The organism is Variovorax sp. GrIS 2.14 (assembly GCF_046115955.1).
Classification (GTDB): domain Bacteria; phylum Pseudomonadota; class Gammaproteobacteria; order Burkholderiales; family Burkholderiaceae_C; genus Variovorax.
The window spans coordinates 181,022-203,003 of the sequence record NZ_JBJXIA010000005.1 but is presented as its reverse complement, the minus strand read 5'-3'; the positions used below and the strand labels follow the sequence as shown (position 1 = coordinate 203,003).

Here is a 21,982-nt window from a genome sequence, read left to right as displayed (position 1 = left end):
CAAAAGGAACGCGTTAAGTTCTATCGGGATTGGGGTAGACCAGGGGCCCAAGCAGCGTGCGGTTGAATGGCTTCCACTGTCCTTCAGGCTGCGACAGGCGATCTGCCAGGGCGTACATCACCGCAGGGTGCGCACCGAGGCCGATGTGGCTGGCGATCACCTCGATATTTTCCGACTGCGGGCCGGTCTTCTCAAGACTGCATTGCCATGCCACCACGCCATCGGTGCGGCTGAAAATCGAAGTGGTCGGTACTGGAGGCGTCGGGCTGACGTACTTCATGCGCTTGGGGTCGTGCGAGCTTTGGCCGCTCACGCCTTCGTACACGCGCCATGCATTGGTCGCACGCGGGCTGCCAGAAAACGGGCTGCCCAACGTGATGACATTGCGCACGAGTTCAGGATGTGCCGATGCCAGCAAGCGGGCATACACGCCGCCGAGGCTCCAGCCGACGACGCTGACCTTCTGGCCGTCCTTGTCGTGCAGTTCTCGCAGCAACTTGACCATGCCGGCCTCGACACCTGCGCGCGGTCCCATGTTGCGTCCGAGACCCCAGCCATGCGCGTCATAGCCGCGGCTTTCAAGATAGCGGCGCAGGATACCGGTCGACGTGTCACTGGCGACCAGGCCCGGGAGCACCAGCACCGGGTGGCCATCGCCGCGCGGCGTGAGTTGCAGCAGAGGCCACATGGCGATGCCGGCACCCGTCTCCCACAGCGCTCGGACTTCCGCCAGCAGCAGCAGGCGCGACGGCGGCTTGATTGCTTCCTGGCGGCTTGGGTCGATTGCAGCTTGTGCGGCAACGGTCATGTGATCTCTCCTTGTCTGAATTGTTGTCGAAACTGATCTTGGCGGGTGTCTCGGGCCGTGGGACAGCAAGCCCATTTATCCGAGGTATTTGCCGCGCAGGTAATCAAGGTAAGCCCTCGATTCGCTTGAAACGTAAGGCGAAACCAGCGTCAGCGTGTAGAAAGCCGCAAGCCCGGGGTCGGCCTTCGCCAAGGCATTGCGCCCCGGCACCAGTCGCTCGAACGACAGCCAGCAAGTCGTGGTGAAAACCATCTGCAGCGCGAGGATTCGGGCCTGCTCGGCGCTGGTCTCGATCACGCCTGACGCCACCAGCCCCTCGCACAGCGCCTGCGCTGCGACCAGGTTGTGGGCGGTGAGGTCTTGCGCCCGCTGGCCGAGCAACGGGTACTCGCTCGACAGAAAAGCCATGTCGCGATAGATGAACCGGTACTCGTTGATGGCCTCGAAACGCAGGTGCAGCGCGAGCCAGAGATCATCGATGGCGGCGATCGAGGTCGACGACGTGTTCAACGCTTCGAGCCGTTGCTCGAAACGCCGGAACAGCCATTCGACGATGAGCGCCTTGGCCTTGAAGTGATAGTGCAGGTTGCCTGGACTGATCCCAAGTTCGGCCGCGATTTTGTGCGTCGACACGGCAGCCAGACCGTCTGCGTTGAACAGCACGAGGCTGGTCAGCAGAATGCGGTCGCGTGTGTTGGGACTTGCCACAGGTAATGAGACAGCCGCCGCGATACTGACGAGTTCAGCGCCTGCGCCGGGATGGCGAGGCGGGCGTCTTTGCCGCGGTGCGAACCGAACGATCAGCCCCGCCGATTCGATCGAGTTGCTCGCGAAGTTCGCGCACCTCGTCTCGCAGCGCCTGAACTTCTTGCGGCGTTGGCATGCCGAGCCGCTGCAACGCCGTTGCCACGCGTTGGTCGAAAACGTCTTCGAACTTGCGGATGCCGAAGCTGTCGAGGCTCGGGAAGCCGCGGCCCGGTACGGCATCGCTTTTGGGCTGGATGCCCAGCAGACCTTCGATGACGTTGGTCTGGCGCTTGACGACATCGTCGCGAACGTTGCCGAGCGCCTTCAGGCCCGCACGCAGCAAGACTTCCGCCTTGCCGGGTTTCGCCTTGGGTGCAGGTGCAGCTATGGATGCAGCGGCTATTGCGGCGGGGCCAGCAAGTTTGCCGGCAGCGGCCCGCTTTTTGACAACGGGTGCCTTGGGCGCAGCAGCCTTTTTAGCAGGCGCCAGTTTTGGAGTCGGCGCCCTGGTCGCCACCTCAGGCTGCCTTGCGAACAGCGCGGCGAACCGGCTTTGCAGCGACGCGGACCTTGGCCTTGACGGTGCGAACGGCCTTCGGCAGATCGACACCGCTCACGCGCACTTCGATCTGCTTGGCGCCCTCGACGATCTTGTCGGCGATTTGGGCGGAGACATTGGCGATCGGCAGGTTGATGGCGTTCAGCGTCTTGAACATCGACGTGGCGACCGGCGATTCGATCTGCGCAGCGCGGCCGGCTACCGATTCGATGCCGTTGGTGCTGGCAGCAGCGACACGGTCCATCAGCGCGACGACGCGGCTGGTGTCGATGTCGAGCCGGTTGGCCAGGAAGCCAGTGACCTTTTGGGCTGCAGCAAAGCGCGCAGACAAGCGCGAAGCTGCGCCGCCAAGCAGACGATGTGCGCCCGTGCGGTAGGCGCTCACGAGCGTCTTGCCGGCTTCGTTGTACTGCCCGACGACATGGACGGCAACGGAAGAGAAGGTTTGCGTAGACATGAAGTTTCCTTGAAGTTGATCGGGTCGCTGGTTTGCGATGAACCGATCTTCTTCGGCAATGCCTAGGCCGCGATAACTAGAAGCGGGAGAAAGTTAGTCCAACTGCCCCAATTTTTTGCTGACTTCACGAGCTTGCGGTCGCGCCGGCGCGCGCCCGCTTGGCCGGCGCCGGCGCCTTGCGCGTTGACTTGGCAGCGGGCTTGGTCACTGCCTTGACGATCGGTTTCGGGATCGGCTTGGCCGCGGCTTTCGCAATGCTCTTGCCGACAGGTTTGCCGGCAGGCTTGCCGACGATCTTCAGGTTCGGCTTGCGCACCGCTCTCGCAACGACTTCGAGCGCTGGGGCTGCAGCAGCGGTTGCGGCTGCAGCCGCCGGCTGCGCCGCCGCCGCCATCGGTCCGGCCAGATCCATCAGCGTCTTGTGCTCGGCCAGCATGTAGTCGCCGATTTCGGTGATGTCGGGTACCGCACGGCGGCAGGCGATCAGGCCGTAGTCCATGCGGCCGTTGTAGCTCTGCACTGTGACGTTGAGCGCCATGCCGTGGCTGGCGATCGACACCGGGTAGTAGCAGGTCACCAATGCGCCGGCGAAGTACATCGGAAACGGCGCGCCGGCCACGTTGGAAATGGCGATGTTGGCGACCGGCGGAATCACGTTGACCAGACCTGAGCGCCCGAACATCGAAGCCACGCCGGAGATCAGCCAGGGCGCGCCGAACATGGGAAAGTCGTCGAGGATGATCGCCTTGAACTTGTTCATGGTCGACTTCGACGCGTTCGACGACGCGTTGATCTGCTTCAGTCGCGCGACCGGATCTTTGATGTTGGTCGCCAAGCTCACCAGGATCATGCTGGCCTGGTTGTTGGCGGTTTCGTCACCGGACTCGCGCAGGCTGACCGGGATCGCGCCGACCATCGTCTTGTCGGGCAGCTCGTTGCTGTCCTTCAGGTATTTGCGAATCGCGCCCGCCACCGTGCCCATGACGACATCGTTCAGCGTCACGCCGAAGTGCTTGGCGATGTGCTTGGTCTCGGCCAGCGAAATGGTACGGCCCGCGAAGGTGCGCTGGTTGGTGATCGACACGTTGAACGGGGTGCGTGGTGCCAGCAGGTTGAACTTTTTCGGTGCCTTGGTCAGCGATTTCTCGGCCGCCTTTTCGTCCGGCTTGGCGAGGCCACCGATGGCACGGGCGAAGGCCGGCGCCATCTTGAACAGCTTCACGTACTGCTGCGCCGTATTGCGCAGCGCGGCGCCCGCGAGTTCGGCCATGCCGAGCGAATAGTTATTGCTGCGCGCACGGGCCCGCGGCGGTTTGACGACACGGCCGACCGCGTCGAGATCGAAGATCGCCTTGCCGAGCGCGACGCCGGCCTGCCCGTCGATGCCAGCGTGATGCACCTTGGTGTAGAGCGCGGCCTGGCCGCTCTGCAAGCCGTCGATGATGAAGAACTCCCACAGCGGGCGGCTGCGGTCGAGCAGCGTCGAATGCAGGCGCGCCACGTACTGCTGCAACTGGCGGTTGGTGCCCGGCTTGGGCAGCGTGATGTGCCGCACGTGGTAGTCGATGTCCATGTCTTCTTCGTCGACCCAGACCGGGTTCGACAGGTCGAACGGCATCAACGCGAGCTTGCGGGTGAACACATCGGCCAGATGAATCCGGCTGGCCATGAAAGCCTTGGCGTCCTCGTAGAAATCGCCCTCGTAGCCTGGAGGCAAGTCCAGCACGTTGAGCGAACCCACGTGCATAGGCATCTCAGGGGTTTCAAGGTGCAGGAAGGTGGCGTCGAGGCCGCTCAGGTGTTTCATGTTGTCTCCTTGATTACGCTCTCAAAGGCGCTTGTCAGGATACCGTGCGGTCACTGAAAAAAGGGCCCCGAGGCTTCAGTGTTTCCACCCGGTTGCTTGCAGCTTTTGCACGCGCAAGGGTAGGCTCGAGCCATGACTTGCACCACGCCATGACCGCCACGCTCGAACTCATCGGCGCCCCGACCGACGTAGGCGCTAGCGTGCGCGGCGCGGGTATGGGTCCGGACGCCCTGCGCGTCGCTGGCCTCGCCGAGACGCTCACGCGCCAGGGCTTTTCCGTCGTCGATCGCGGCAACCTCGCTGGCCCGGCGACGCCTTGGGCCGCACCGACCCATGGCCTGCGGCATCTGGACGAAGTGATCGCCTGGAACCGTGCGGTCTACAACGCGGTCGACACTGCGTTGGGCGCCGGACGCGTGCCGCTGATGCTGGGCGGCGACCACTGCCTGGCCATCGGCTCCATCAGCGCGATCGCATGGCATGTGCGCAAGCGCGGGCAGAAACTGCGGGTGCTGTGGCTCGACGCGCACACCGACGTCAACACCGACACCACCAGCCCGAGCGGCAACATCCACGGCATGCCGGTGTCGTGCCTGCTCGGCCACGGCCCGGCCGCGCTGACCGGTTGGAGCGGCGAACGTGCGGCGCTCGTTCCCGAAGCGGTGCGCTTCATCGGCATTCGGAGCGTCGACGATGACGAGAAGGAAGCGATCCGCACCATGGGCCTGCGCGTGTTCGACATGCGCCACATCGACGAGCACGGCATGCGCCACACCATGACCGAGGCGCTGCAAGACGTCGACGAAGACACGCACCTGCACGTGAGCTTCGACCTCGATTGCCTCGATCCGGCGGATGCGCCCGGTGTGGGAACGGGAGTGCGTGGCGGGCCGACCTATCGCGAGATGCAGCTGTGCATGGAAATGGCGGCGGACACCGGGCGCCTGGGGTCGCTCGATGTGGTCGAACTGAATCCGGCACTGGATGTGCGGAACCAGACCGCGGAAGTGGCGGTGGCGTTGATCGAGAGTCTGTTCGGGAAGTCGACGCTGACGCGGTGACGCGTAATTGGGCGGCCTGCTTGAAAAAAGCGCGCCTCCTACGCCAGCTTGTGCCGGAGGAGACGGCGATGTCGCAGGCGCTGGCCCTAAAGTTGAGCCATGACCGGATCTCCCCGATGACGACCGACGCGCCCCACTCCAGCGACGCCCGAGACAATCCGCCGAATCCCGAGAAGACGTCCGCAGCGCTCGGCAAACTGCGGGTACTGGTGGTGGAGGACGACGCTGCGGCGCTGTCGGCCACCGTCGAACTGCTGCAGGTGCTCGGCCACTGGGCCACGGGCGTCAAGAGTGCAGAAGTGGCCAAGTCGCGCTTCATGGACGGCGCGTTCGACGTGCTGCTCACCGACATCGGCCTGCCTGCCTTGTCGGGTTACGACCTGGTGCAAAGCCTGCCGTCGGGCCATCGCATTCAGGTGATTTTTGCGAGCGGGCAAATACAGCCCGACGATCCGATGCCCGGAACCATCTGGCTTGCCAAACCGTTTACCGTCGAGCAGCTCGAAGCCGCGCTGGCGACGGCCCGCGCGGCCTGAACCTGCGATCAGTCGATTATTTGGGTGGCGCTGTTGCCGGACTAGCGGGCGCGGCCGGCATGGCCTCTGGCGAGCCCAGCGCCGCCGGCGACACCGAGGGCTCGTTGCCCTGCTGAGCCTTCAAGAACCGTTCGAGCAACGCAAAAAAGCGATCGTAAAAGCCTTCGTCGGTCAGTGTTTCGCTCGCTATCTTCACCATGGCATCGTCGCTCGACGAATACGGCAGAGAAAGTGAGCCGATGGCGCCGACACCCACACTTGCCGAGTTGTTGACTTTCTTCAGCGCATAACGGTCTTGCAGCGCCGTCACGAAGGTCACGGTGCGACGACCCTTGGCGACCTCTGATGCGCAGACCACGCGCAACTCGACTTCGACGTGTACTTCACCGGTCGGCTGGAAGCTCTTGCGGCCCGTCACCAGGTCGGTGCTCGACGCCGTGAGCATGTAGCCCTGACTCAGCAGAGCGCGACGCGCCGCTTCACAGGTTTGTCCCTCGCTGGCCGAATAGCTGCGGGTGTGGGTGGTGGTCGAATCGAACTCTTCCGGCTCGTAGGAGACAGGCTTTGGCGCGCTGCCGCAACCGGACAAAAGCAGCGCAGCGGCGAAAGCCAGCGCGGCAGAAAAAGGGACGAAAGCGCGAGAAGAAAAGACTGTGGACATAGCGTGTCGATGCTAGCGGCGAAATCACCGGCGACTTACCGGCACCCGGCTTCGACACACCTCGAACGCAAGCGTTCCCCGCGCCCAGAAACGAGCGCCTCTACCTCACGCTCGAAAGTGAACTCAAGGGTACAGACCGCGTTCCTGCCGCGCCATCAAAATACGCTCGCAGGCCACCGCATAGGTGGCAGTGCGCAAGCTGATCTTGTGCTTGTCGGCCGTGTCCCAGATCTGGTTCAACGCATTCATCATGATGCGGTCGAGCCGCACGTTGATCTCGTCTTCGTCCCAGAAGAACGACGAGAAATCCTGCACCCATTCGAAGTAGCTCACCGTCACGCCGCCGGCGTTACAGATCACGTCGGGCACCACCAGCACGCCGCGCTCGGCCAGGATGTCGTCAGCCTCGGGCACCGTCGGGCCGTTGGCGCCTTCGAGCACCAGCTTGGCGGTGGTCTTTTTGGCGCGCGCGGCGGTGATCTGGCCTTCGAGCGCGGCTGGAATCAGGATGTCGCAGGGCACGTCCCAGAAGGCTTCGTTGGGTACGACGTCGCCACCCTTGAAGCTCACCGCGCCGGCGGGCGTGCGCGACACCGGAATCAGCTCGGCCAGGTCGAGCCCTTTCTCGTTGACGATGGTGCCGGTGTGATCCTGCACCGCGACGATCTTTGCGCCGGCCTCCACAAAAAGCTCTGCTGCGACAGAACCCACGTTGCCGAAGCCCTGTACCGCAATACGCGCACCGCGCAGGTCGAGGCCCAGGCGGCGAGCGGCTTCCCGGCCGGTGACGAACACGCCGCGGCCGGTCGCCTTGACGCGGCCCAGCGAACCACCGAGGTGCAGTGGCTTGCCGGTGACAACACCGGTGGCGGTGCCGCCGGTGTTCATCGAATAGGTGTCCATCATCCACGCCATGATCTGGCCGTTGGTATTGACGTCGGGCGCCGGGATGTCGGTGTGCGGGCCGATGATGATGCCGATCTCGCTGGTGTAGCGGCGCGTGACCTTCTCCAACTCTTTGAGCGACAGCTTCTTGGGGTCGACGCGAATGCCGCCCTTGGCACCGCCGTACGGCAGGTTGACCGCAGCCGTCTTGACCGTCATCCAGGCCGACAGCGCCATCACTTCTTCCAGCGTGACATCGGGGTGGAAACGCACACCGCCCTTGCCCGGCCCGCGGCTCATGTTGTGCTGCACGCGATAGCCTTCGTAATGCGCGATGCGGCCGTCGTCCATTTCGATCGGTACGTCGACGATCAGCGCGCGCTTCGGTCGCTTGAGCGTTTCAGCCCACTTGGCCAGATCGCCCAGGTAAGGCATCACACGGTCGACCTGCTGCAAATATGTCCCCCACGGACTGGTGGGTGTGGGATTGACGAAGGAAAGTTTTTCGCTCATTCGAGGCTTCCGTGTGTTGGGTGGATGCCGTCGACGATAGACCTTGCCCTGTGACTGCGCCATGACTTATGCGCGCAGCGCAGGGCGTTATGCCGACGCGGTCAGCGCCCGCCGAAGATGGCAGTGCCGACGCGCACCATCGTGCTGCCGGCAGAGATGGCTGCTTCCAGATCGGCGCTCATGCCAAGTGACAGGGTGTCTAGTTCGATGCCCGCCGCGTTTATCCGGTCGAAAACCGCAGCCGCCTTCAGGAAAAGCGCCCGCTGCGCGTCGAAGCCGACCGCCGGTTCCGGGATCGCCATGAGCCCCCGCAGCCGCAACCGTGGCAACGCCGCAACAGCCTGCGCAAGCGCCACCGCCTCTTCCGGCGACACACCCGACTTGTTGGCGCCGCCATCGACATTGACCTGCAAACAGACCTGAAGCGGAGGCAAATCAGCCGGCCGCTGCTCGCTCAGGCGCTGGGCGATCTTCAGTCGGTCGACGCTGTGCACCCAGTCGAAATGCTCTGCCACGAGACGGGTCTTGTTGCTCTGGAGCGGGCCGATGCAGTGCCACTCGAGTTCGGCACGAATGTTCGCCAGGGCCTGGATCTTGCCCACACCCTCCTGAATGTAGTTTTCCCCAAAAGCGCGTTGACCTGCTCCATACGCATCGCGGACCGCCTCTGCGGGGAAGGTTTTCGACACTGCAAGCAAGCGCACGCTCGCCGGATCCCGTCCGGCGGCTGTGCAAGCCGTCACGATCCGGGAGGTAACTTGCTGGAGGTTGTCACGAATCATCGTCATAATCGTCAAAAGCGTATCAAAACGTCACCGACCCATTCGAGGACCCCGTGGACATTACCCAACTGCTGGCGTTCAGCGTCAAAAACAAGGCTTCGGACTTGCATCTCTCGTCCGGCTTGCCGCCGATGATCCGGGTGCATGGCGACGTGAGGCGCATCAATGTCGACGCGCTCGATCACAAGGCGGTGCACGCCATGGTGTACGACATCATGAGCGACACGCACCGCAAACACTACGAAGAATTTCTGGAAGTCGACTTCTCTTTCGAGATCGATGGCCTGGCCCGCTTTCGGGTGAATGCCTTCAACCAGTCGCGCGGCGCTGCGGCGGTATTCCGGACCATTCCTTCGAAGATCCTGTCGCTGGAGCAACTCAACGCGCCCAAAATCTTCGGCGAACTCGCATTGAAGCCGCGCGGCCTGGTGCTGGTGACAGGCCCGACCGGCTCGGGCAAATCGACCACGCTCGCCGCGATGGTCAATTACCTGAACGAAACCGAGTACGGCCACATCCTGACGGTAGAAGACCCGATCGAATTCGTCCACGAATCGAAAAAGTGCCTGATCAATCAGCGCGAAGTCGGGCCAATGACGCTGTCTTTCGCGGCCGCTCTGCGCTCTGCCCTGCGCGAAGATCCTGATGCGATTCTGGTCGGCGAAATGCGCGACCTGGAAACGATTCGCCTCGCCATGACGGCGGCTGAAACGGGCCATCTGGTGTTCGGCACCCTGCACACCTCGTCGGCGGCCAAGACCATCGACCGGATCATCGACGTGTTCCCGGGCGAAGAAAAAGACATGATCCGCGCCATGCTGTCGGAGTCGCTTCAAGCGGTGATTTCTCAGACGCTGTGCAAGACCAAGGATGGCCAGGGCCGTGTTGCGGCGCACGAGATCATGCTGGGCACGCCGGCCATTCGCAATCTGATCCGCGAAGGCAAGGTTGCGCAAATGTACTCGTCGATTCAAACTGGCAGCGGTCAGGGCATGCAGACGCTCGACCAGAACCTGACCGACCTGGTGCGCCGCAGCGTGATTTCATCCGCCGAGGCACGCGGCAAAGCCAAGATCCCGGAGAACTTCCCGGGCTGATTTTTTTTCTGGATCTTTCCGGAGCAGACACATGGAACGCGATCAGGCCAGCCAGTTCATCAACGAACTGCTCAAGCTCATGGTGAGCCGCAACGGCAGCGACTTGTTCATCACCGCCGACTTCCCGCCGGCCATCAAGGTCGACGGCAAAGTGACCAAGGTGTCGGGCCAGGCGCTCGGTTCGCAGCACACGCTGGCGCTCACCCGATCGGTCATGAACGACCGCCAGACGGCCGAGTTCGAGCGGACCAAGGAATGCAACTTCGCAATCTCGCCGACCGGTGTCGGGCGCTTTCGGGTGAACGCATTCGTGCAGCAGGGAAAGGTCGGCATGGTGATGCGGACCATTCCCGCCAAGCTGCCGACCATCGACGGCCTCGGCATGCCGCAGGTGCTCAAGGACGTGGCGATGACCAAGCGCGGCCTGACCATCCTGGTTGGCGCCACGGGCTCGGGCAAGTCGACCACGCTGGCCGCCATGATCGACTGGCGCAACGAAAATTCGTACGGCCACATCGTGACCGTCGAGGACCCGGTCGAGTTCGTGCACCCGCACAAAAACTGCGTAGTAACGCAGCGTGAAGTGGGCATCGATACCGACAGCTGGGAAGCCGCTCTCAAGAACACGCTGCGCCAGGCGCCCGACGTCATTTTGATGGGCGAAATCCGCGATCGCGAGACGATGGAGCATGCCGTCGCATTCGCCGAAACCGGTCACCTTTGCATGGCGACGCTGCATGCCAACAGCGCCAACCAGGCGCTCGACCGCATCATCAATTTCTTTCCGGAAGAGCGCCGCAACCAGTTGTTGATGGACTTGTCCCTGAATCTGCGCTCCCTGGTGTCGCAGCGCCTGATTCCGACCGAAGACGGCCAGGGGCGCATCGCAGCGGTCGAGATTTTGCTCAACACGCCCCTGATCTCCGACATGATCTTCAAGGGCGAGGTCGGCGAGATCAAGGAGATCATGAAGAAGAGTCGCAACCTGGGCATGCAGACTTTCGACCAGGCGCTGTTCGATTTGTTCGAAAACAACGCGATCACTTTCGACGACGCCATTCGGAATGCCGATTCGGCGAACGACCTGCGTCTGCAGATCAAGCTGAACAGCCGGCGCGCCAAGTCGCAAGATCTGTCTGCCGGCACCGAGCATTTCGCCATAGTCTGAGCTCGCGGCGCTAAGCTCGGGGCATGAGCAGCCTCAATACCAAAATCTATTCCCTCGTCCCTTCGCACAAGGTCGCTTTTCTCGGCCTGGGCGTGATGGGTTACCCAATGGCCGGGCACCTTGCTTTGGCGGGGCACAGTGTGACGGTTTACAACCGCACCGCCGCCAAGTCCGCTGCCTGGCAAAAGGAGATTGCTGCAGCGGGCGCGGTGGCCAAGCTCGGTCATGCGGCCACGCCGCGCGAAACCGTGGCCGATGCGGACATCGTTTTTTGCTGCGTAGGCAACGATGACGATCTGCGCTCGGTGGTACTGGGTGCCGATGGCGCTTTTGCGGGCATGAAGAAGGGCTCGGTGTTCGTCGACCACACCACGGCCTCGGCCGATGTCGCGCGCGAGTTGTCCAAAGCTGGCCTGGCTCTAGGCCTGCAGTTCATCGATGCGCCGGTGTCGGGCGGGCAGGCGGGCGCTCAAAACGGCGCGCTGACCGTGATGTGCGGTGGCAACGCCGCCACGTTCGCACAGGTCAAGCCGGTGATCGACGCCTTCGCACGCGCGGTGACCCTGCTGGGTGAAAGCGGTGCGGGCCAGTTGGCGAAGATGGTCAATCAGATCTGCATCGCGGGACTCGTGCAGGGATTGTCGGAAGCCATCGCCTTCGGCCAGCGCGCCGGTCTCGACATGGAAGCGGTGCTCGGTGTCATCAGCAAGGGCGCAGCGCAAAGCTGGCAAATGGAAAACCGCGGCAAAACGATGATCGAGGGCAAGTTCGATTTCGGCTTCGCGGTCGACTGGATGCGCAAGGACCTGGGCCTGGTGTTCGACGAAGCCAAACGCAACGGCGCGCAGCTGCCGGTGACGCAACTGGTCGACAAGTTCTACGCCGAAGTGCAACAGGCCGGCGGCAAGCGCTGGGATACTTCCAGCCTTATCACCAGGCTGAAATAGGAACAGCGCTCGCTCCGCTAGCGAACCGGCGTGGTGCTGGCGCCGCCGCTCGGCGCAGGCATCGGCTCCATCGGGGGCAGCGGGACGTTGGAGCGCGAGGTCGAGGCCGGCGCGACGCTTGAGGACGGCGAGGACACCGGCGCCGGTGCGGTGTTTGCGCGGGTCTGGTTCGCCAACTCCGCGTCGCTGACGATTTCGACCACACGCACCACGCGGTCCACGCCCGACACACCGCGCGTGATTTCGGTTGCGCGATCGGTCTCGCGACGGGTCGCGATGCCCATGATGTAGACAGTGCTGCGCTCGGTCACGATCTTGAACGAGTTGGCGAAGATGTCCTTGGCATCGAGCAGCGATGCCTTCACCTTGCCGGTGATGTAGGTGTCGTTGGAACGCTGCGGGAACGAACTCGACGGGCCGACCACGAGTTCATTCACCACCGACCGCACGTTGTCCACGCGGCGCAAGACCTCTTCGGCGCGACGCTTGTCGGCCTCGCTGCCGACGGTACCGACCATCAGCACCTGCCGGTTGAAACTCACCAGCGTGACGTTCATGTCGTCGTTCGCGATCTCCCGGATGCGTGCGGCGCCGCGCAGTTCGATGCCCTGGTCGTCCAGCTGGGCGCCGGAACTGCGGCGATCGGTCGCGACCAGGCCGGCACCGGCCGCCGCGGCTCCGCCGATGACCAGCGGCACGCAGCCGGAAAGGCCGGCCACCAAGGCGGCGCCCAGCGTGAGTGCGGCCATCGCCGTGGCGATGCTGCGGGTCGATGTCGTTGGAATCGTCATGTGGAACCTTCCTGTTCTCCGAGTAATTGGGCGTCCACTCCGTCGCACAGGCAATGCAGCGCAAGGAGGTGGACTTCGTGGATGCGTGCCGCGCGTTCGTGCGGCACCGTGACCTGTACGTCTGTTTCGCGCAATGCGCGGCCGATGGCGCCGCCACTGCCGGCCGCATGGCCCAACAGCGCAACGACGGTCATGTCGCGCGCATGCGCCGCCGTGACCGCCGCCAGCACCGCGGACGACTGGCCGCTGGCGCTCAGCACCAGCAACACGTCGCCGGCGTGGCCTAGCGCCCGCAGCTGGCGCGCAAAGCGGTCGCTGTCGATGGCGCCAGGCGTGTCGGCCGCCGGATCGGTGGCGTCACCGGGCAAGGCGATGGCGGCGAGCTCGGGTCGCTCGCGCTCGAACCGGCCGACGAAGTGCGCAGCGAACTGCGCTGCCAGCAGCCCCGACACGCCGGAGCCACAGGCCAGCACCTTGCCGCCGCTGGTCACGCAGGCCAGCAGCGCCTGCATCGCTTGCGAAATCGGTTTGCTGAGCGCCGGGCCCGCCTGGTATTTGAGGTCGGCGCTGTCGATGAAGTGCTGCTGTATCCGTTGCTCAAGCATTTGGGGTCGGATGATAGCGACAGGCGCTGCAACAAATCGTTCGAGCCATTAGTGACCCGCGTCGAAGGCGCCTTGCAGCCACTCGATTTTTTCCTCGACCAGCACCACATCGAACCGGCACGGCGGCAGTGTGCGCAGCCGGCTGAGGTAGTGGCGCGCGGCGAAGATGATGCGGCGCTGCTTGACGCCGGTGATGCTGCCGCCAGCGCCGCCATGCGTACCGCTCGCTCGCTGCCGCACCTCCACGAACACGAGTGTGCCGTCGCGTGGATCGCGCATGATCAAATCGATCTCGCCGCCGCCGCGACCCGGCGTTCGATAATTGCGGGCGACCGGTACCAGTCCGGCGTCCTGCAGGTGTTCGAGCGCGGCGTCTTCGGCTGCATCGCCACGCTGCTTGGTGGTTTTAGTTGTCGCCATCCCTGCGATCCTGTTGTTGTCCCGGAGAAACCATTGGCTTCAATCACCGCCGCCTCGTTCGGCGCAGCCCTCTCGGCCGCGGGCGATGCCGCGGGCAGGCAGGATTATCCCCAGAGCACGCTCTACGTCGTCGCTACGCCGATCGGCAACCTGGCCGACATCACGTTGCGCGCGCTGCATGTTTTGCAGATGGTCGACGCTGTCGCCTGCGAAGACACTCGGCATACGCAAAGCTTGTTGCGGGCCTATGGCATCGACCGACCTGGCGGCCAGCTGCTCGCGCTGCACCAGCACAACGAAGCCGAAGCGGCGCAGGGCGTCATCGCACGCCTGTCTCAAGGCGAACGCATCGCGTACGTGAGCGACGCCGGCACGCCGGGCGTGAGCGATCCCGGCGCGCGGTTGGTGGCTGCCGTGCGCGCAGCCGGGCTTCGCGTGCTTCCCTTGCCGGGCGCGAGCGCCGTTACCACGCTGATCAGCGCTGCGGGCCTCGTCGCGGGTGGTGACGACAGCAGCGCTTTCGTCTTCGCGGGCTTTCTGCCAAGCAAGGCTGGCGAACGCGACACGGCCGTGCAAGCGCTCGCGCTGGAACCGCGCGCTGTCGTCTTGCTCGAAGCACCGCACCGCATCGAAGCCGTGGCCAGAGCGCTGACCGTGCTGGGCGACCGGCGGATCACTATCGGTCGTGAACTGACCAAGCAATTCGAAGAGATCGTTACCCTGGCTGCCAGCGAGCTACCGGCGTGGTTCACCGCGGGACGAGACCGCACGCGCGGGGAATTCGCACTCGCTTTGCATCCGATGGCAATCGCTGTCGATGATGGCGCGGAAGGCGAACGTGTGCTGCGACTGCTGCTCGAAGAGCTGCCGGTGAAGACCGCCGTGCGCCTCGCCGCGGAGATCAGCGGCGCGCCGCGCAATGCGCTCTACGACACTGCGCTGCGCATCCGCAAGGACGGGAGCAGGCGTGATGGCGACCACCACACGAACAGCGATCTCGACGACGAGCCGAGCGATTAGCCGTCAAGTTCCGCGTAGTGCCTGAAGATGCCCTCTTCGTTGAAGGCGATGCGGCGCGGACTCTGCAGATAGGCGTGCACCCGCTCGCGGCGACTCACATTGCCGTGAAGCTTGGAAACGAGAGGCGTGTCGGCCAGAACGCGTGCAGTGGCTTTGGGAAACGCATAGCGCAGACCGGCGACCAACTGGAACAGCGACAGGTCCGCGTAGGTGAGCGCACTGCCAACCAAATGCAGATCGCCAGCCGGATTGCGTTGCAAGATCTGCTCGAACCATCCCAGGAACTTCGGCATGCGCTCTTCCCGAAAGGCCTTGGCACGCTCCAAGGCGGCAGCACGCTGGTCTTCGTAATAGGCATCGACCGAGATCGGATGGTGCGTGTCGTGCGCCTCGGCCACCGCGTCGGCGATGGTCAATTGCAACTGATGCGTCCACAGCCCATCGACCTCGCCCGCGCCCGCGAGGCCGAGCCGCGACCCGAGGTATAGAAGGATGGCGGCGGTTTGCCCGACCACAACTTCGCCATCGACAAGGAACGGCGGCGCGAACGATGCGCGCGGATTCTTCGGATCTTGCAGGCTGCGCCCCAGCGCCGCTTCACCACCACCCTTCGCAGGCGATTGACGCGCGACGTCGACGTACTCGGCGCCGGCAGCTTCGAGCGCCAGTCGCACGAATTCACCGCGGCCCTGAATGGTCGGCCAGTAATGCAATCGATAAGCCATAGGCAATCTTCTCAGAACTTGCCTGCATGCAGGCAGGCCGAAGGGACCGACGTTGTCAAAGGGGTGTGCAGTTCATCGGCGCAAGGCAACTTCCCGGCCAAAGAAAAACCCGCTCCCAAATAGATCGTGCGGGCTGAAACTTGGGCCTTGTCGGCCTCTGAAGTTCGACGCGGCCATCCGACAGCCTGGTTTATTGATCCACATCACATGCCAGTCCAGCTCGCTGCGCCATGGTGTTGATTGTGCAAAGGAACAATAAATGAAGCCTAACGTCGGCACCGCTGACCGCATCATGCGAATCGCAATTGGCCCGGGCTTGATCGCGGCAAGCGTACTCGGCACCATCGGCAAGGCTAATCATGGGCGGTGGCCCTTCGCTGACGCAGGCAGCCCATGCCATCGCCGGGTTTGAAGAGTTCTCGCAGGTACCGCCCAACTGAGCGGCTGTCGATCAGCTGGAACGGGTTCCCAAATACGCCGTGGAGTTGGGCGATCCGCTGGCGGCTACCTTGTCGAATCGGACCAGGACGAGGACTACAACGGTCGCCGCGACCGGCCCTGCGAAGGGGTGGAGCAGGCAAGCAAGGATCGGGGCTACCAATATAAGGTGACGCAGACCCCAGCTATACAACAAGCCGGCGCGACGCACGTAGGCGATGCCGGCCTGATTCCAGCGCTTGCGCAATGCGGACTCCACCGGCATGCCGCTGATGAAACCCACATGGTTGTAGTAGCGAACAGCCATTGCCGAGCACACCAGTGAGGCGAACAGCAACGCAAGCAACAGGAGCTCGAGCACCAGCTTCGGAGTCAGGCTCGGCAGCATCGCCGCTTCATCCAGACTCGCATGCAGTGAGGGTGCAGCAAGAGTGACAGTGCCGATCAATCCAAGCATCGCTGTCGATGCCGTCATGGTCGCCGACATCAGCGAGTTTCGCAGCGTCTGCACCGCGAGAATCTCCGAGCCAGGGTTCTGCGACACGGCAATGAACCAGTCTTCCCGCAGCGCCGCATGCGCGCTGCGTGCCATGCGCTCGGGGCGGCGTCGCTGCGCGACCATGAGCACCGTCTCGTACGCCATCAACACTGCGATGGTCACCAGAGTACTCAGCCAGGCGAGGACGGCGGACATCGCTTTGACTCAGGTGGGTCGAACGCCGGCAGGCTGCTTGCGACGCTCGAGCAGTTCGAAGGCGCCCATGCCCACGAGCATCGCCGCTACGAAGACAAGCGCCTTGACCTCGCCCATTCCCAGTGCGACCAGACCGGGCCCGGGGCAGAAACCGGCGACACCCCATCCGATACCGAATACGACGCTGCCGATCAGCAGACGACTGTCGATGTCCCGCGACGTGGGCAACTTCATCGGCGCACCGAGGAATGACACGGTGCGCTTCCTGGCCAGCGCGAACGCCAGCGCTCCGACGGCAATCGCGCCCGCCATCACAAAGGCCAGCGAAGGGTCCCAGGCGCCACCCAGGTCCAGGAAGCCCAGCACCTTGGCCGGATTAGCCATGCCAGACACGATGAGGCCAAGTCCGAAGACGAGGCCGGCCAGCAACGATGTAAAAACGGTCATTCAATGTCTCCTCAGTTGCCAAGCCAATGACGAATGATGAACACGGTCGCGAAGCCAGCGACCATGAAGGCCCCAGTGGCGACCATCGATCTCGGGGACAAACGCGCCAACCCGCACACGCCATGTCCACTGGTGCAACCCGACCCGTACCGAGTGCCCACACCCACCAGCAGGCCGGCGATCACCAAAGCACCAAAAGACGCATCGATTCGGGGTTGGGGAAGCGCCGCGAGCAACTCATAGACCCAGGGCGCACCCACGAGGCCCAGCACGAATGCGGCACGCCAGGCCAGGTCGCCCTTGTTCGGCTTGAACAGCCCGCCGATGACGCCACTGATACCGGCGATGCGGCCGTTCAGCAGCACGAACATCGCCGCGGCCAGACCTATGAGCATCCCACCGGCCAAGGCGGACCAGGGGGTGAATTCATTCCAGGCGATGGACATCATTGTTCCTTGGGACAGTAGAGCCGGTAGAGCACGGCCAGGATCTCGAGCAGGTTTGGATCGGCGACGCTGTAGAAAATGTTCTTGCCCTGACGGCGCGTGCTGACGACCCCCTCTGTGCGCAGAACACCGAGCTGCTGTGAAAGCGTTGGTTGACGGATCTCCAGATGTTCTTCGAGTTCACTGACGCACATCTCGCCTTGCGCAAGCTGGCACAGCAGCAGCATGCGCTCGACGTTGGCCAGCAGCTTGAGGGCGCTGACAGCCTCGTCCGCTGCATGGCGGAGGACTTCGGGATCGATGACGGTTTTCGGGCGTTTCATGGAGCGTCAGTGCAGCAGTATGTTGAGCGGACAGCAGGTCAATCGGTTCTCTTCATTATATTAATGTATATACTATACTTCAATAGATCGAAAACCAAAATCGGAGTTCACTATGAACGCTCGAATCACGACACAAGCCTTCTTCGACCCGAAGACCTGGACAGTGAGCTATGTTGTGTGGGACCCCGCCACGCAGCGCGCCGCGGTCATCGACCCGGTGCTCGACTACGACTTCAAATCGGGCCACACCAGCACCACCTCGGCGGATCAGGTGCTGGCCTATGTCGTCGAACACGCGCTCCATGTCGACTGGATTCTCGAGACCCACGCGCACGCCGACCATTTGTCCGGTGCGCGCTACCTGCAGCAGCGCGTCGGTGGCCGCATCGCCATCGGCGAAAACATTCGGACGGTGCAGGCCACCTTCAAGAAGCTCTACAACCTGGAGCGCAGCTTCCTTTCCGACGGTAGCCAGTTCGACCACCTGTTCAAAGACGGTGAAACGTTTCGGATCGGCGAGGTCGAGGCCACGGCGATGCTGGTGCCCGGTCATACCCCGGCCGACATGGCCTACCTCATCGACGATTCAGTCTTCGTCGGCGACACGCTTTTCATGCCTGACATCGGCAGCGCTCGCGCCGACTTCCCCGGCGGGGAAGCACACCAGCTGTACCGCTCGATGCACCGCCTTCTGGCCCTGCCTCCCGAGACGACGATGTATGTCTGTCATGACTACCCGCCGGCTTCGCGGCCTGCCCGCTGGCAAACGACGGTGGCCGAGCAGAAAGCCCTGAACATCCATGTGCGCGACGGCATCACCGAAGACGAGTTCGTCGCGATGCGGCAGGCACGCGACGCCACGCTAGAAGTGCCGACGCTAATCTTGCCGTCGATTCAGGTGAATGTTCGCGCTGGGCAACTGCCTCCGGCGGACGAAAACGGCGTGTCTTACCTGCGCATCCCGCTGAACACGTTGCCCATCCACGGCCGATAAGTGTCTCAAGCGGCAGGTGGGCCTATCCGGGCATCTGGGTGCATCGTGACGATGGATGCACTTTTCATGAACTCGCAGCCGCCCGAGACGGACCAGACTCTTCGAGTTGCCAAGCAGCGACGTCAGCCGCTGAATCAACGGGTTCCCTGCAGTCATTGGGATCCAGTTGAGCAACAGCGCGCGGCGCAATCAACGCTCTTGGTCGAGGAGTCCGTATTTCAGCGCACCTAAAGTGCGCCGCCCACGTCGCGCTCACCCTACTCTCGATGAAATACCCACCCTGCTGACACGTCGCGCCAAACCGAGGTCACGCGGCAAGGGTCCGACGTCATGCCCTTCAGGTAGAAGTCGACGACCCACGCCTTCACCAAGACCTCTGAGGACGGCGTTCAGCGCGTCGTGGCCGGGAGCGATGCGGACAATCGGAAAATCGAGTTGGTGCATGCCCATCTGCGGGAGATCCGGGCCCAGTTTTTCAATGGCGACTTTTCGGGCCCGTCGCATATCCGCGGCCAACAGATGGCCCGGACCTGCCCAGATCGAAGCCGCCACGCCGGGTCAGATTGCCATCGACTAAGGGGCCGTTGACGGCGTTGCAGAGCTGACGCGCCGAGCCGCAGATCCGCAGCTTGCCTCGTCCTTGCATGCGTGGTTCGACGCCCAGCTTTCGCACCGCGGCGCCGACGCAGTGCCCGGCCATCTCCGCCATCATGAGTGCGATTTCTCTATGGTGCTGCGCAGCTGCGAAACCCCGCGAACACATCGCTGCGGTCCGCTGGAAAGAAGTTGCGGTAGCTTGGATGCTTCATGTGCTGCACAGTCGCGAACGATCCTCCGCGCAGCACCGACCGGCCATCGAACCATGGCTGCGAATAGTCGCGGTAGGGGTGCGGGACGAACCCCGAATACGGTTCAAACGGACTCGCAGTCCACTCCCAAACCTCACCCCATTCGAAGACTTCTCCCTGCTCAACAGCCAGTTTCGCAGCGGTTTCCCATTCGGCCTCGGTTGGCAAGCGGCGGCCAGCCCAACGGCACCACGCTTCGGCCTCATGGGCCGTGATTTGCACGGCCGGTGCCAACGGATCGATAGGTAACCAACGACCGAACCGAGATCGCTCCCATCCACTGTGCCCGCGCCGCAGATGCAGCGGATGCGTTGCACCGCTGTGCCGCCGCCAATCGCGACCGGCCGGCGTCCAGGCCCTGTCATCTGTGTAGCCGCCGCCGTCGACGAAGGCGAGGAAAGCGTCCCATTTCACCGTCGCCCGGTCGATGCTGAACGCAGACACTTCGATGTTTGCAGCGCACAGTTCGTTATCAAAAGCGAAGCCGGCGTTGTCCACACCGACATGTCGCAGCCCGCCCGGAATGTCCCACGAACCTGAGGCGACCGCCGGGCGCGGCGCGCGACCCGTCATGCCAGGGCCAAGATCGATGCCAAGCCGCTGCGCCATGAAGTGCCATGCTTCCCGATGCATGTCTTCATGGAACAGGACGAGCCGAAAGAAGTACAGGTCTTCTTCCTTGGTGCTGCAAGCGCGGAGCAAGGTCAGTGTGGCCTCACGCACTGCCGTTAGATAGCTGCGCGTGGCCGCGGGGTCGGGCAGCGCAAGTTGCCAGCGCAGGCCATGCGCGACGTTCGACGAGTCATAGAGCGCATCGGCGCGCGGCAGCACTGATGTGCGTCGTGGTGCGAAAGGATCGCAAGCTATCCCGAAGCCGCGCTCCGTGTTGCGCGACAACCAGAACTCTTCGAACCAGCCGATGTGCCCCAACTCCCAAAGCGGCAAATTCACAGCAGTATCCTGTGCAATTCGAAGGCCATTGGATCCGAGCCCCCTTTCGAAACCGTCGAACAAGCTCAACAACTGGGTGCGGCCTCGGGTGAGCGCCGCCTCGATCTCAGCGGGTCCGGCCTTGCGCATCGCCTCTGCGCTCGTGAATGTCATGGTGTCGCCCAGGTCGTGCACCGGTATAACCTCGTTCATGGTTCGCCCTTCGCTCTGCATCGTGACGCCCGCGCTGGCCAGTTCCAACAACGGCAACTGGCAAACAGCTTTGCGATGGTCAAAGATGTTGCGCGAACATTATCGAATTGCGCTGGTCGATCACTGGGACGGCACGCCGGCCGACGTCATGATTGCGCTGCATGCGCGACGTTCGGCGGCCTCGATCGAGCGCTGGTGCGGCACTCAACCGCACCAGCCTTTGGCAGTGGTACTGACGGGCACGGACCTGTACCGGGACATCCAGTTCGATGCGAGCGCACAGCGCTCACTGGCGCTGGCCGACCGGCTGGTGGTGCTGCACGAGCGCGCAGTCGACGACCTGCCGATGCTGTACCGCGACAAAGCCACTGCCTGCTTCCAGTCGACCCGCTCACTGACACCGCTTCGCAAGCCACATCGGCATTTGCGTGCGCTGATGGTGGGTCACTTGCGCGCGGAGAAGGCGCCACAGACGTACTTCGCCGCAGCTCGTCGACTCCTTGATCGTCCGGACATCCTGCTGGACCACATCGGCGCCGCGCTGGACCCGGCGTGGAGTGTCGAAGCGAAATCGGCGCAGCGAGCATGTCCAGCCTACCGTTGGCTTGGGCCCCTGCCGCATGCCGGCGCACGCCGCCGCATCCAGGCAGCCCATGTGCTGGTGCATCCGAGCGTGATCGAAGGCGGCGCCCACGTGGTGATGGAGGCGGTGTGCAGCGGAACGCCGGTGCTCGCCAGCCGGATCGCGGGAAACATCGGAATGTTGGGGGAGGACTACGGTGGCTATTTCGAACTGGGCGACTCCGAGGCCCTTGCCGCATTGCTGCAACGCTGTCGCGACGAGCCGGCAATGCTCGACCGTCTTGCTGCGCAGTGCGCGTTGCGCGCCCCTCTGTTTGAACCCGCCCTTGAGCAAGCGACCCTGCTCGCCTTGCTATGCGCAATGATAGGCAGCAAGACGTCCGGCAAGAATGCGGGGGCATAACGATAGCCCCAGGTGGCAATGAATCGTATTGGTCTGGCCTTGCAGAAAATGGGGTGCAGTCGACGATGAAATAAT

The 21,982-nt window shown here is 63.4% G+C and carries 26 protein-coding genes; 9 read left to right on the top strand and 17 right to left on the bottom strand.

Features of this window, described 5'->3' with window-relative positions:
• Nucleotides 1-13: 13 nt before the first annotated feature.
• From RCH10_RS10995 to RCH10_RS10975, 5 genes are all read right to left on the bottom strand, one after another.
• Nucleotides 14-808 (bottom strand): esterase/lipase family protein, encoded by a 795-nt coding sequence (locus RCH10_RS10995; RefSeq protein WP_409052376.1) that lies wholly within the window; start codon nucleotides 806-808, stop codon nucleotides 14-16.
• Between the two features lie 75 nt (nucleotides 809-883).
• Entirely contained in the window at nucleotides 884-1,516 is a 633-nt protein-coding gene (locus RCH10_RS10990) for a TetR/AcrR family transcriptional regulator (protein WP_409052375.1), read from the bottom strand.
• A gap of 34 nt (nucleotides 1,517-1,550) precedes the next feature.
• A complete protein-coding gene (locus RCH10_RS10985) occupies nucleotides 1,551-2,072 on the bottom strand; it encodes a phasin family protein (RefSeq protein ID WP_409052374.1) in 522 nt (173 codons plus the stop codon).
• Between the two features lies 1 nt (nucleotide 2,073).
• Entirely contained in the window at nucleotides 2,074-2,571 is a 498-nt protein-coding gene (locus RCH10_RS10980) for a hypothetical protein (protein WP_409052373.1), read from the bottom strand.
• A gap of 124 nt (nucleotides 2,572-2,695) precedes the next feature.
• A complete protein-coding gene (locus tag RCH10_RS10975; protein WP_409052372.1) occupies nucleotides 2,696-4,378 on the bottom strand; it encodes a WS/DGAT/MGAT family O-acyltransferase in 1,683 nt (560 codons plus the stop codon).
• A 149-nt stretch (nucleotides 4,379-4,527) separates the two neighbouring features.
• Here RCH10_RS10975 and rocF point away from each other — a divergent pair, with 149 nt between their 5' ends.
• Both rocF and RCH10_RS10965 read left to right on the top strand, forming a co-directional pair.
• Nucleotides 4,528-5,439: an arginase gene (gene rocF, locus RCH10_RS10970; RefSeq protein ID WP_409052371.1), complete on the top strand. Its 912-nt coding sequence runs from the start codon at nucleotides 4,528-4,530 to the stop codon at nucleotides 5,437-5,439.
• A gap of 68 nt (nucleotides 5,440-5,507) precedes the next feature.
• A complete protein-coding gene (locus tag RCH10_RS10965) occupies nucleotides 5,508-5,975 on the top strand; it encodes a response regulator (RefSeq protein WP_409052370.1) in 468 nt (155 codons plus the stop codon).
• 16 nt (nucleotides 5,976-5,991) lie between these two features.
• On the opposite strand, the gene RCH10_RS10960 is transcribed toward RCH10_RS10965, so the two are convergent.
• From RCH10_RS10960 to RCH10_RS10950, 3 genes are all read right to left on the bottom strand, one after another.
• Nucleotides 5,992-6,636, bottom strand: a complete 645-nt coding sequence (locus RCH10_RS10960; protein ID WP_409052369.1) for a DUF2242 domain-containing protein — start codon at nucleotides 6,634-6,636, stop codon at nucleotides 5,992-5,994.
• Nucleotides 6,637-6,759: 123 nt separating this feature from the next.
• Complete coding sequence (locus RCH10_RS10955; RefSeq protein WP_409052368.1) at nucleotides 6,760-8,034, bottom strand: Glu/Leu/Phe/Val family dehydrogenase; 1,275 nt, start codon at nucleotides 8,032-8,034, stop codon at nucleotides 6,760-6,762.
• Between the two features lie 101 nt (nucleotides 8,035-8,135).
• The gene (locus tag RCH10_RS10950; protein ID WP_409052367.1) at nucleotides 8,136-8,822 is read right to left on the bottom strand and encodes a YggS family pyridoxal phosphate-dependent enzyme; all 687 of its coding nucleotides are present in this window, start codon (nucleotides 8,820-8,822) and stop codon (nucleotides 8,136-8,138) included.
• A gap of 47 nt (nucleotides 8,823-8,869) precedes the next feature.
• Here RCH10_RS10950 and RCH10_RS10945 point away from each other — a divergent pair, with 47 nt between their 5' ends.
• The 3 genes from RCH10_RS10945 to RCH10_RS10935 are packed head-to-tail and all read left to right on the top strand — an operon-like array spanning nucleotide 8,870 to nucleotide 12,028.
• A complete protein-coding gene (locus RCH10_RS10945) occupies nucleotides 8,870-9,913 on the top strand; it encodes a type IV pilus twitching motility protein PilT (RefSeq protein WP_187054056.1) in 1,044 nt (347 codons plus the stop codon).
• A 31-nt stretch (nucleotides 9,914-9,944) separates the two neighbouring features.
• The gene (locus tag RCH10_RS10940; protein ID WP_187054055.1) at nucleotides 9,945-11,081 is read left to right on the top strand and encodes a PilT/PilU family type 4a pilus ATPase; all 1,137 of its coding nucleotides are present in this window, start codon (nucleotides 9,945-9,947) and stop codon (nucleotides 11,079-11,081) included.
• 23 nt (nucleotides 11,082-11,104) lie between these two features.
• Complete coding sequence (locus RCH10_RS10935) at nucleotides 11,105-12,028, top strand: NAD(P)-dependent oxidoreductase (protein WP_323497183.1); 924 nt, start codon at nucleotides 11,105-11,107, stop codon at nucleotides 12,026-12,028.
• Between the two features lie 17 nt (nucleotides 12,029-12,045).
• Here RCH10_RS10935 and RCH10_RS10930 read toward each other — a convergent pair whose 3' ends face one another.
• Genes RCH10_RS10930 through RCH10_RS10920 form a run of 3 tightly spaced genes read right to left on the bottom strand, consistent with a single transcriptional unit; the run spans nucleotide 12,046 to nucleotide 13,844 of the window.
• Entirely contained in the window at nucleotides 12,046-12,819 is a 774-nt protein-coding gene (locus RCH10_RS10930; RefSeq protein WP_323500259.1) for a BON domain-containing protein, read from the bottom strand.
• The gene (locus RCH10_RS10925; RefSeq protein WP_323497185.1) at nucleotides 12,816-13,424 is read right to left on the bottom strand and encodes an SIS domain-containing protein; all 609 of its coding nucleotides are present in this window, start codon (nucleotides 13,422-13,424) and stop codon (nucleotides 12,816-12,818) included. Before RCH10_RS10925 ends, RCH10_RS10930 begins: the two co-directional genes overlap by 4 nt.
• Before the next feature lie 48 nt (nucleotides 13,425-13,472).
• The gene (locus RCH10_RS10920; protein ID WP_323500258.1) at nucleotides 13,473-13,844 is read right to left on the bottom strand and encodes a YraN family protein; all 372 of its coding nucleotides are present in this window, start codon (nucleotides 13,842-13,844) and stop codon (nucleotides 13,473-13,475) included.
• 33 nt (nucleotides 13,845-13,877) lie between these two features.
• Between RCH10_RS10920 and rsmI the strand changes: the two genes are divergently transcribed.
• Nucleotides 13,878-14,864, top strand: a complete 987-nt coding sequence (gene rsmI / locus RCH10_RS10915) for a 16S rRNA (cytidine(1402)-2'-O)-methyltransferase (protein ID WP_409052366.1) — start codon at nucleotides 13,878-13,880, stop codon at nucleotides 14,862-14,864.
• On the opposite strand, the gene RCH10_RS10910 is transcribed toward rsmI, so the two are convergent.
• Nucleotides 14,861-15,589, bottom strand: a complete 729-nt coding sequence (locus RCH10_RS10910) for a glutathione S-transferase (protein ID WP_409052365.1) — start codon at nucleotides 15,587-15,589, stop codon at nucleotides 14,861-14,863. The two genes, rsmI and RCH10_RS10910, sit on opposite strands and share 4 nt — an antisense overlap.
• Before the next feature lie 259 nt (nucleotides 15,590-15,848).
• On the opposite strand from RCH10_RS10910, the gene RCH10_RS10905 reads away from it, so the two are divergent.
• Nucleotides 15,849-16,001, top strand: coding sequence for a DUF2892 domain-containing protein (locus RCH10_RS10905; RefSeq protein ID WP_409052364.1), 153 nt, complete (start codon nucleotides 15,849-15,851; stop codon nucleotides 15,999-16,001).
• Nucleotides 16,002-16,040: 39 nt separating this feature from the next.
• Here the strand turns inward: RCH10_RS10905 and RCH10_RS10900 are convergent, their stop codons facing one another.
• From RCH10_RS10900 to RCH10_RS10885, 4 genes are read right to left on the bottom strand one after another with little or no spacing between them, the layout of a single operon-like run.
• Nucleotides 16,041-16,721 (bottom strand): DUF599 domain-containing protein, encoded by a 681-nt coding sequence (locus RCH10_RS10900; protein WP_409052363.1) that lies wholly within the window; start codon nucleotides 16,719-16,721, stop codon nucleotides 16,041-16,043.
• A gap of 9 nt (nucleotides 16,722-16,730) precedes the next feature.
• Complete coding sequence (locus RCH10_RS10895; protein ID WP_409052362.1) at nucleotides 16,731-17,168, bottom strand: DUF6691 family protein; 438 nt, start codon at nucleotides 17,166-17,168, stop codon at nucleotides 16,731-16,733.
• A gap of 11 nt (nucleotides 17,169-17,179) precedes the next feature.
• Nucleotides 17,180-17,614: a YeeE/YedE family protein gene (locus RCH10_RS10890; protein WP_409052361.1), complete on the bottom strand. Its 435-nt coding sequence runs from the start codon at nucleotides 17,612-17,614 to the stop codon at nucleotides 17,180-17,182.
• The gene (locus RCH10_RS10885; RefSeq protein ID WP_323497193.1) at nucleotides 17,614-17,937 is read right to left on the bottom strand and encodes a metalloregulator ArsR/SmtB family transcription factor; all 324 of its coding nucleotides are present in this window, start codon (nucleotides 17,935-17,937) and stop codon (nucleotides 17,614-17,616) included. Before RCH10_RS10885 ends, RCH10_RS10890 begins: the two co-directional genes overlap by 1 nt.
• Nucleotides 17,938-18,049: 112 nt before the next feature.
• Here RCH10_RS10885 and RCH10_RS10880 point away from each other — a divergent pair, with 112 nt between their 5' ends.
• Nucleotides 18,050-18,931, top strand: coding sequence for an MBL fold metallo-hydrolase (locus RCH10_RS10880; protein WP_409052360.1), 882 nt, complete (start codon nucleotides 18,050-18,052; stop codon nucleotides 18,929-18,931).
• Between the two features lie 725 nt (nucleotides 18,932-19,656).
• Here the strand turns inward: RCH10_RS10880 and senA are convergent.
• Nucleotides 19,657-20,922 carry a selenoneine synthase SenA gene (gene senA, locus RCH10_RS10875; protein ID WP_409052359.1) on the bottom strand — a complete coding sequence of 422 codons (1,266 nt, stop codon included), beginning with the start codon at nucleotides 20,920-20,922 and terminating at the stop codon, nucleotides 19,657-19,659.
• On the opposite strand from senA, the gene senB reads away from it, so the two are divergent.
• Nucleotides 20,921-21,907, top strand: a complete 987-nt coding sequence (senB, locus tag RCH10_RS10870; RefSeq protein ID WP_409052358.1) for a selenoneine biosynthesis selenosugar synthase SenB — start codon at nucleotides 20,921-20,923, stop codon at nucleotides 21,905-21,907. The two genes, senA and senB, sit on opposite strands and share 2 nt — an antisense overlap.
• The last annotated feature ends 75 nt before the right edge of the window (nucleotides 21,908-21,982 follow it).

Coding starts and splice junctions, on each gene's coding strand:
- RCH10_RS10995 (WP_409052376.1), bottom strand. CDS start 808: ATGACCGTTGCCGCACAAGCTGCAATCGACCCAAGCCGCCAGGAAGCA.
- RCH10_RS10980 (WP_409052373.1), bottom strand. CDS start 2,571: ATGTCTACGCAAACCTTCTCTTCCGTTGCCGTCCATGTCGTCGGGCAG.
- RCH10_RS10975 (WP_409052372.1), bottom strand. CDS start 4,378: ATGAAACACCTGAGCGGCCTCGACGCCACCTTCCTGCACCTTGAAACC.
- rocF (WP_409052371.1), top strand. CDS start 4,528: ATGACCGCCACGCTCGAACTCATCGGCGCCCCGACCGACGTAGGCGCT.
- RCH10_RS10965 (WP_409052370.1), top strand. CDS start 5,508: ATGTCGCAGGCGCTGGCCCTAAAGTTGAGCCATGACCGGATCTCCCCG.
- RCH10_RS10960 (WP_409052369.1), bottom strand. CDS start 6,636: ATGTCCACAGTCTTTTCTTCTCGCGCTTTCGTCCCTTTTTCTGCCGCG.
- RCH10_RS10955 (WP_409052368.1), bottom strand. CDS start 8,034: ATGAGCGAAAAACTTTCCTTCGTCAATCCCACACCCACCAGTCCGTGG.
- RCH10_RS10950 (WP_409052367.1), bottom strand. CDS start 8,822: ATGACGATGATTCGTGACAACCTCCAGCAAGTTACCTCCCGGATCGTG.
- RCH10_RS10940 (WP_187054055.1), top strand. CDS start 9,945: ATGGAACGCGATCAGGCCAGCCAGTTCATCAACGAACTGCTCAAGCTC.
- RCH10_RS10935 (WP_323497183.1), top strand. CDS start 11,105: ATGAGCAGCCTCAATACCAAAATCTATTCCCTCGTCCCTTCGCACAAG.
- RCH10_RS10930 (WP_323500259.1), bottom strand. CDS start 12,819: ATGACGATTCCAACGACATCGACCCGCAGCATCGCCACGGCGATGGCC.
- RCH10_RS10925 (WP_323497185.1), bottom strand. CDS start 13,424: ATGCTTGAGCAACGGATACAGCAGCACTTCATCGACAGCGCCGACCTC.
- RCH10_RS10920 (WP_323500258.1), bottom strand. CDS start 13,844: ATGGCGACAACTAAAACCACCAAGCAGCGTGGCGATGCAGCCGAAGAC.
- RCH10_RS10910 (WP_409052365.1), bottom strand. CDS start 15,589: ATGGCTTATCGATTGCATTACTGGCCGACCATTCAGGGCCGCGGTGAA.
- RCH10_RS10905 (WP_409052364.1), top strand. CDS start 15,849: ATGAAGCCTAACGTCGGCACCGCTGACCGCATCATGCGAATCGCAATT.
- RCH10_RS10900 (WP_409052363.1), bottom strand. CDS start 16,721: ATGTCCGCCGTCCTCGCCTGGCTGAGTACTCTGGTGACCATCGCAGTG.
- RCH10_RS10895 (WP_409052362.1), bottom strand. CDS start 17,168: ATGACCGTTTTTACATCGTTGCTGGCCGGCCTCGTCTTCGGACTTGGC.
- RCH10_RS10890 (WP_409052361.1), bottom strand. CDS start 17,614: ATGTCCATCGCCTGGAATGAATTCACCCCCTGGTCCGCCTTGGCCGGT.
- RCH10_RS10885 (WP_323497193.1), bottom strand. CDS start 17,937: ATGAAACGCCCGAAAACCGTCATCGATCCCGAAGTCCTCCGCCATGCA.
- RCH10_RS10880 (WP_409052360.1), top strand. CDS start 18,050: ATGAACGCTCGAATCACGACACAAGCCTTCTTCGACCCGAAGACCTGG.
- senB (WP_409052358.1), top strand. CDS start 20,921: ATGGTTCGCCCTTCGCTCTGCATCGTGACGCCCGCGCTGGCCAGTTCC.
- senA (WP_409052359.1), bottom strand. CDS start 20,922: ATGAACGAGGTTATACCGGTGCACGACCTGGGCGACACCATGACATTC.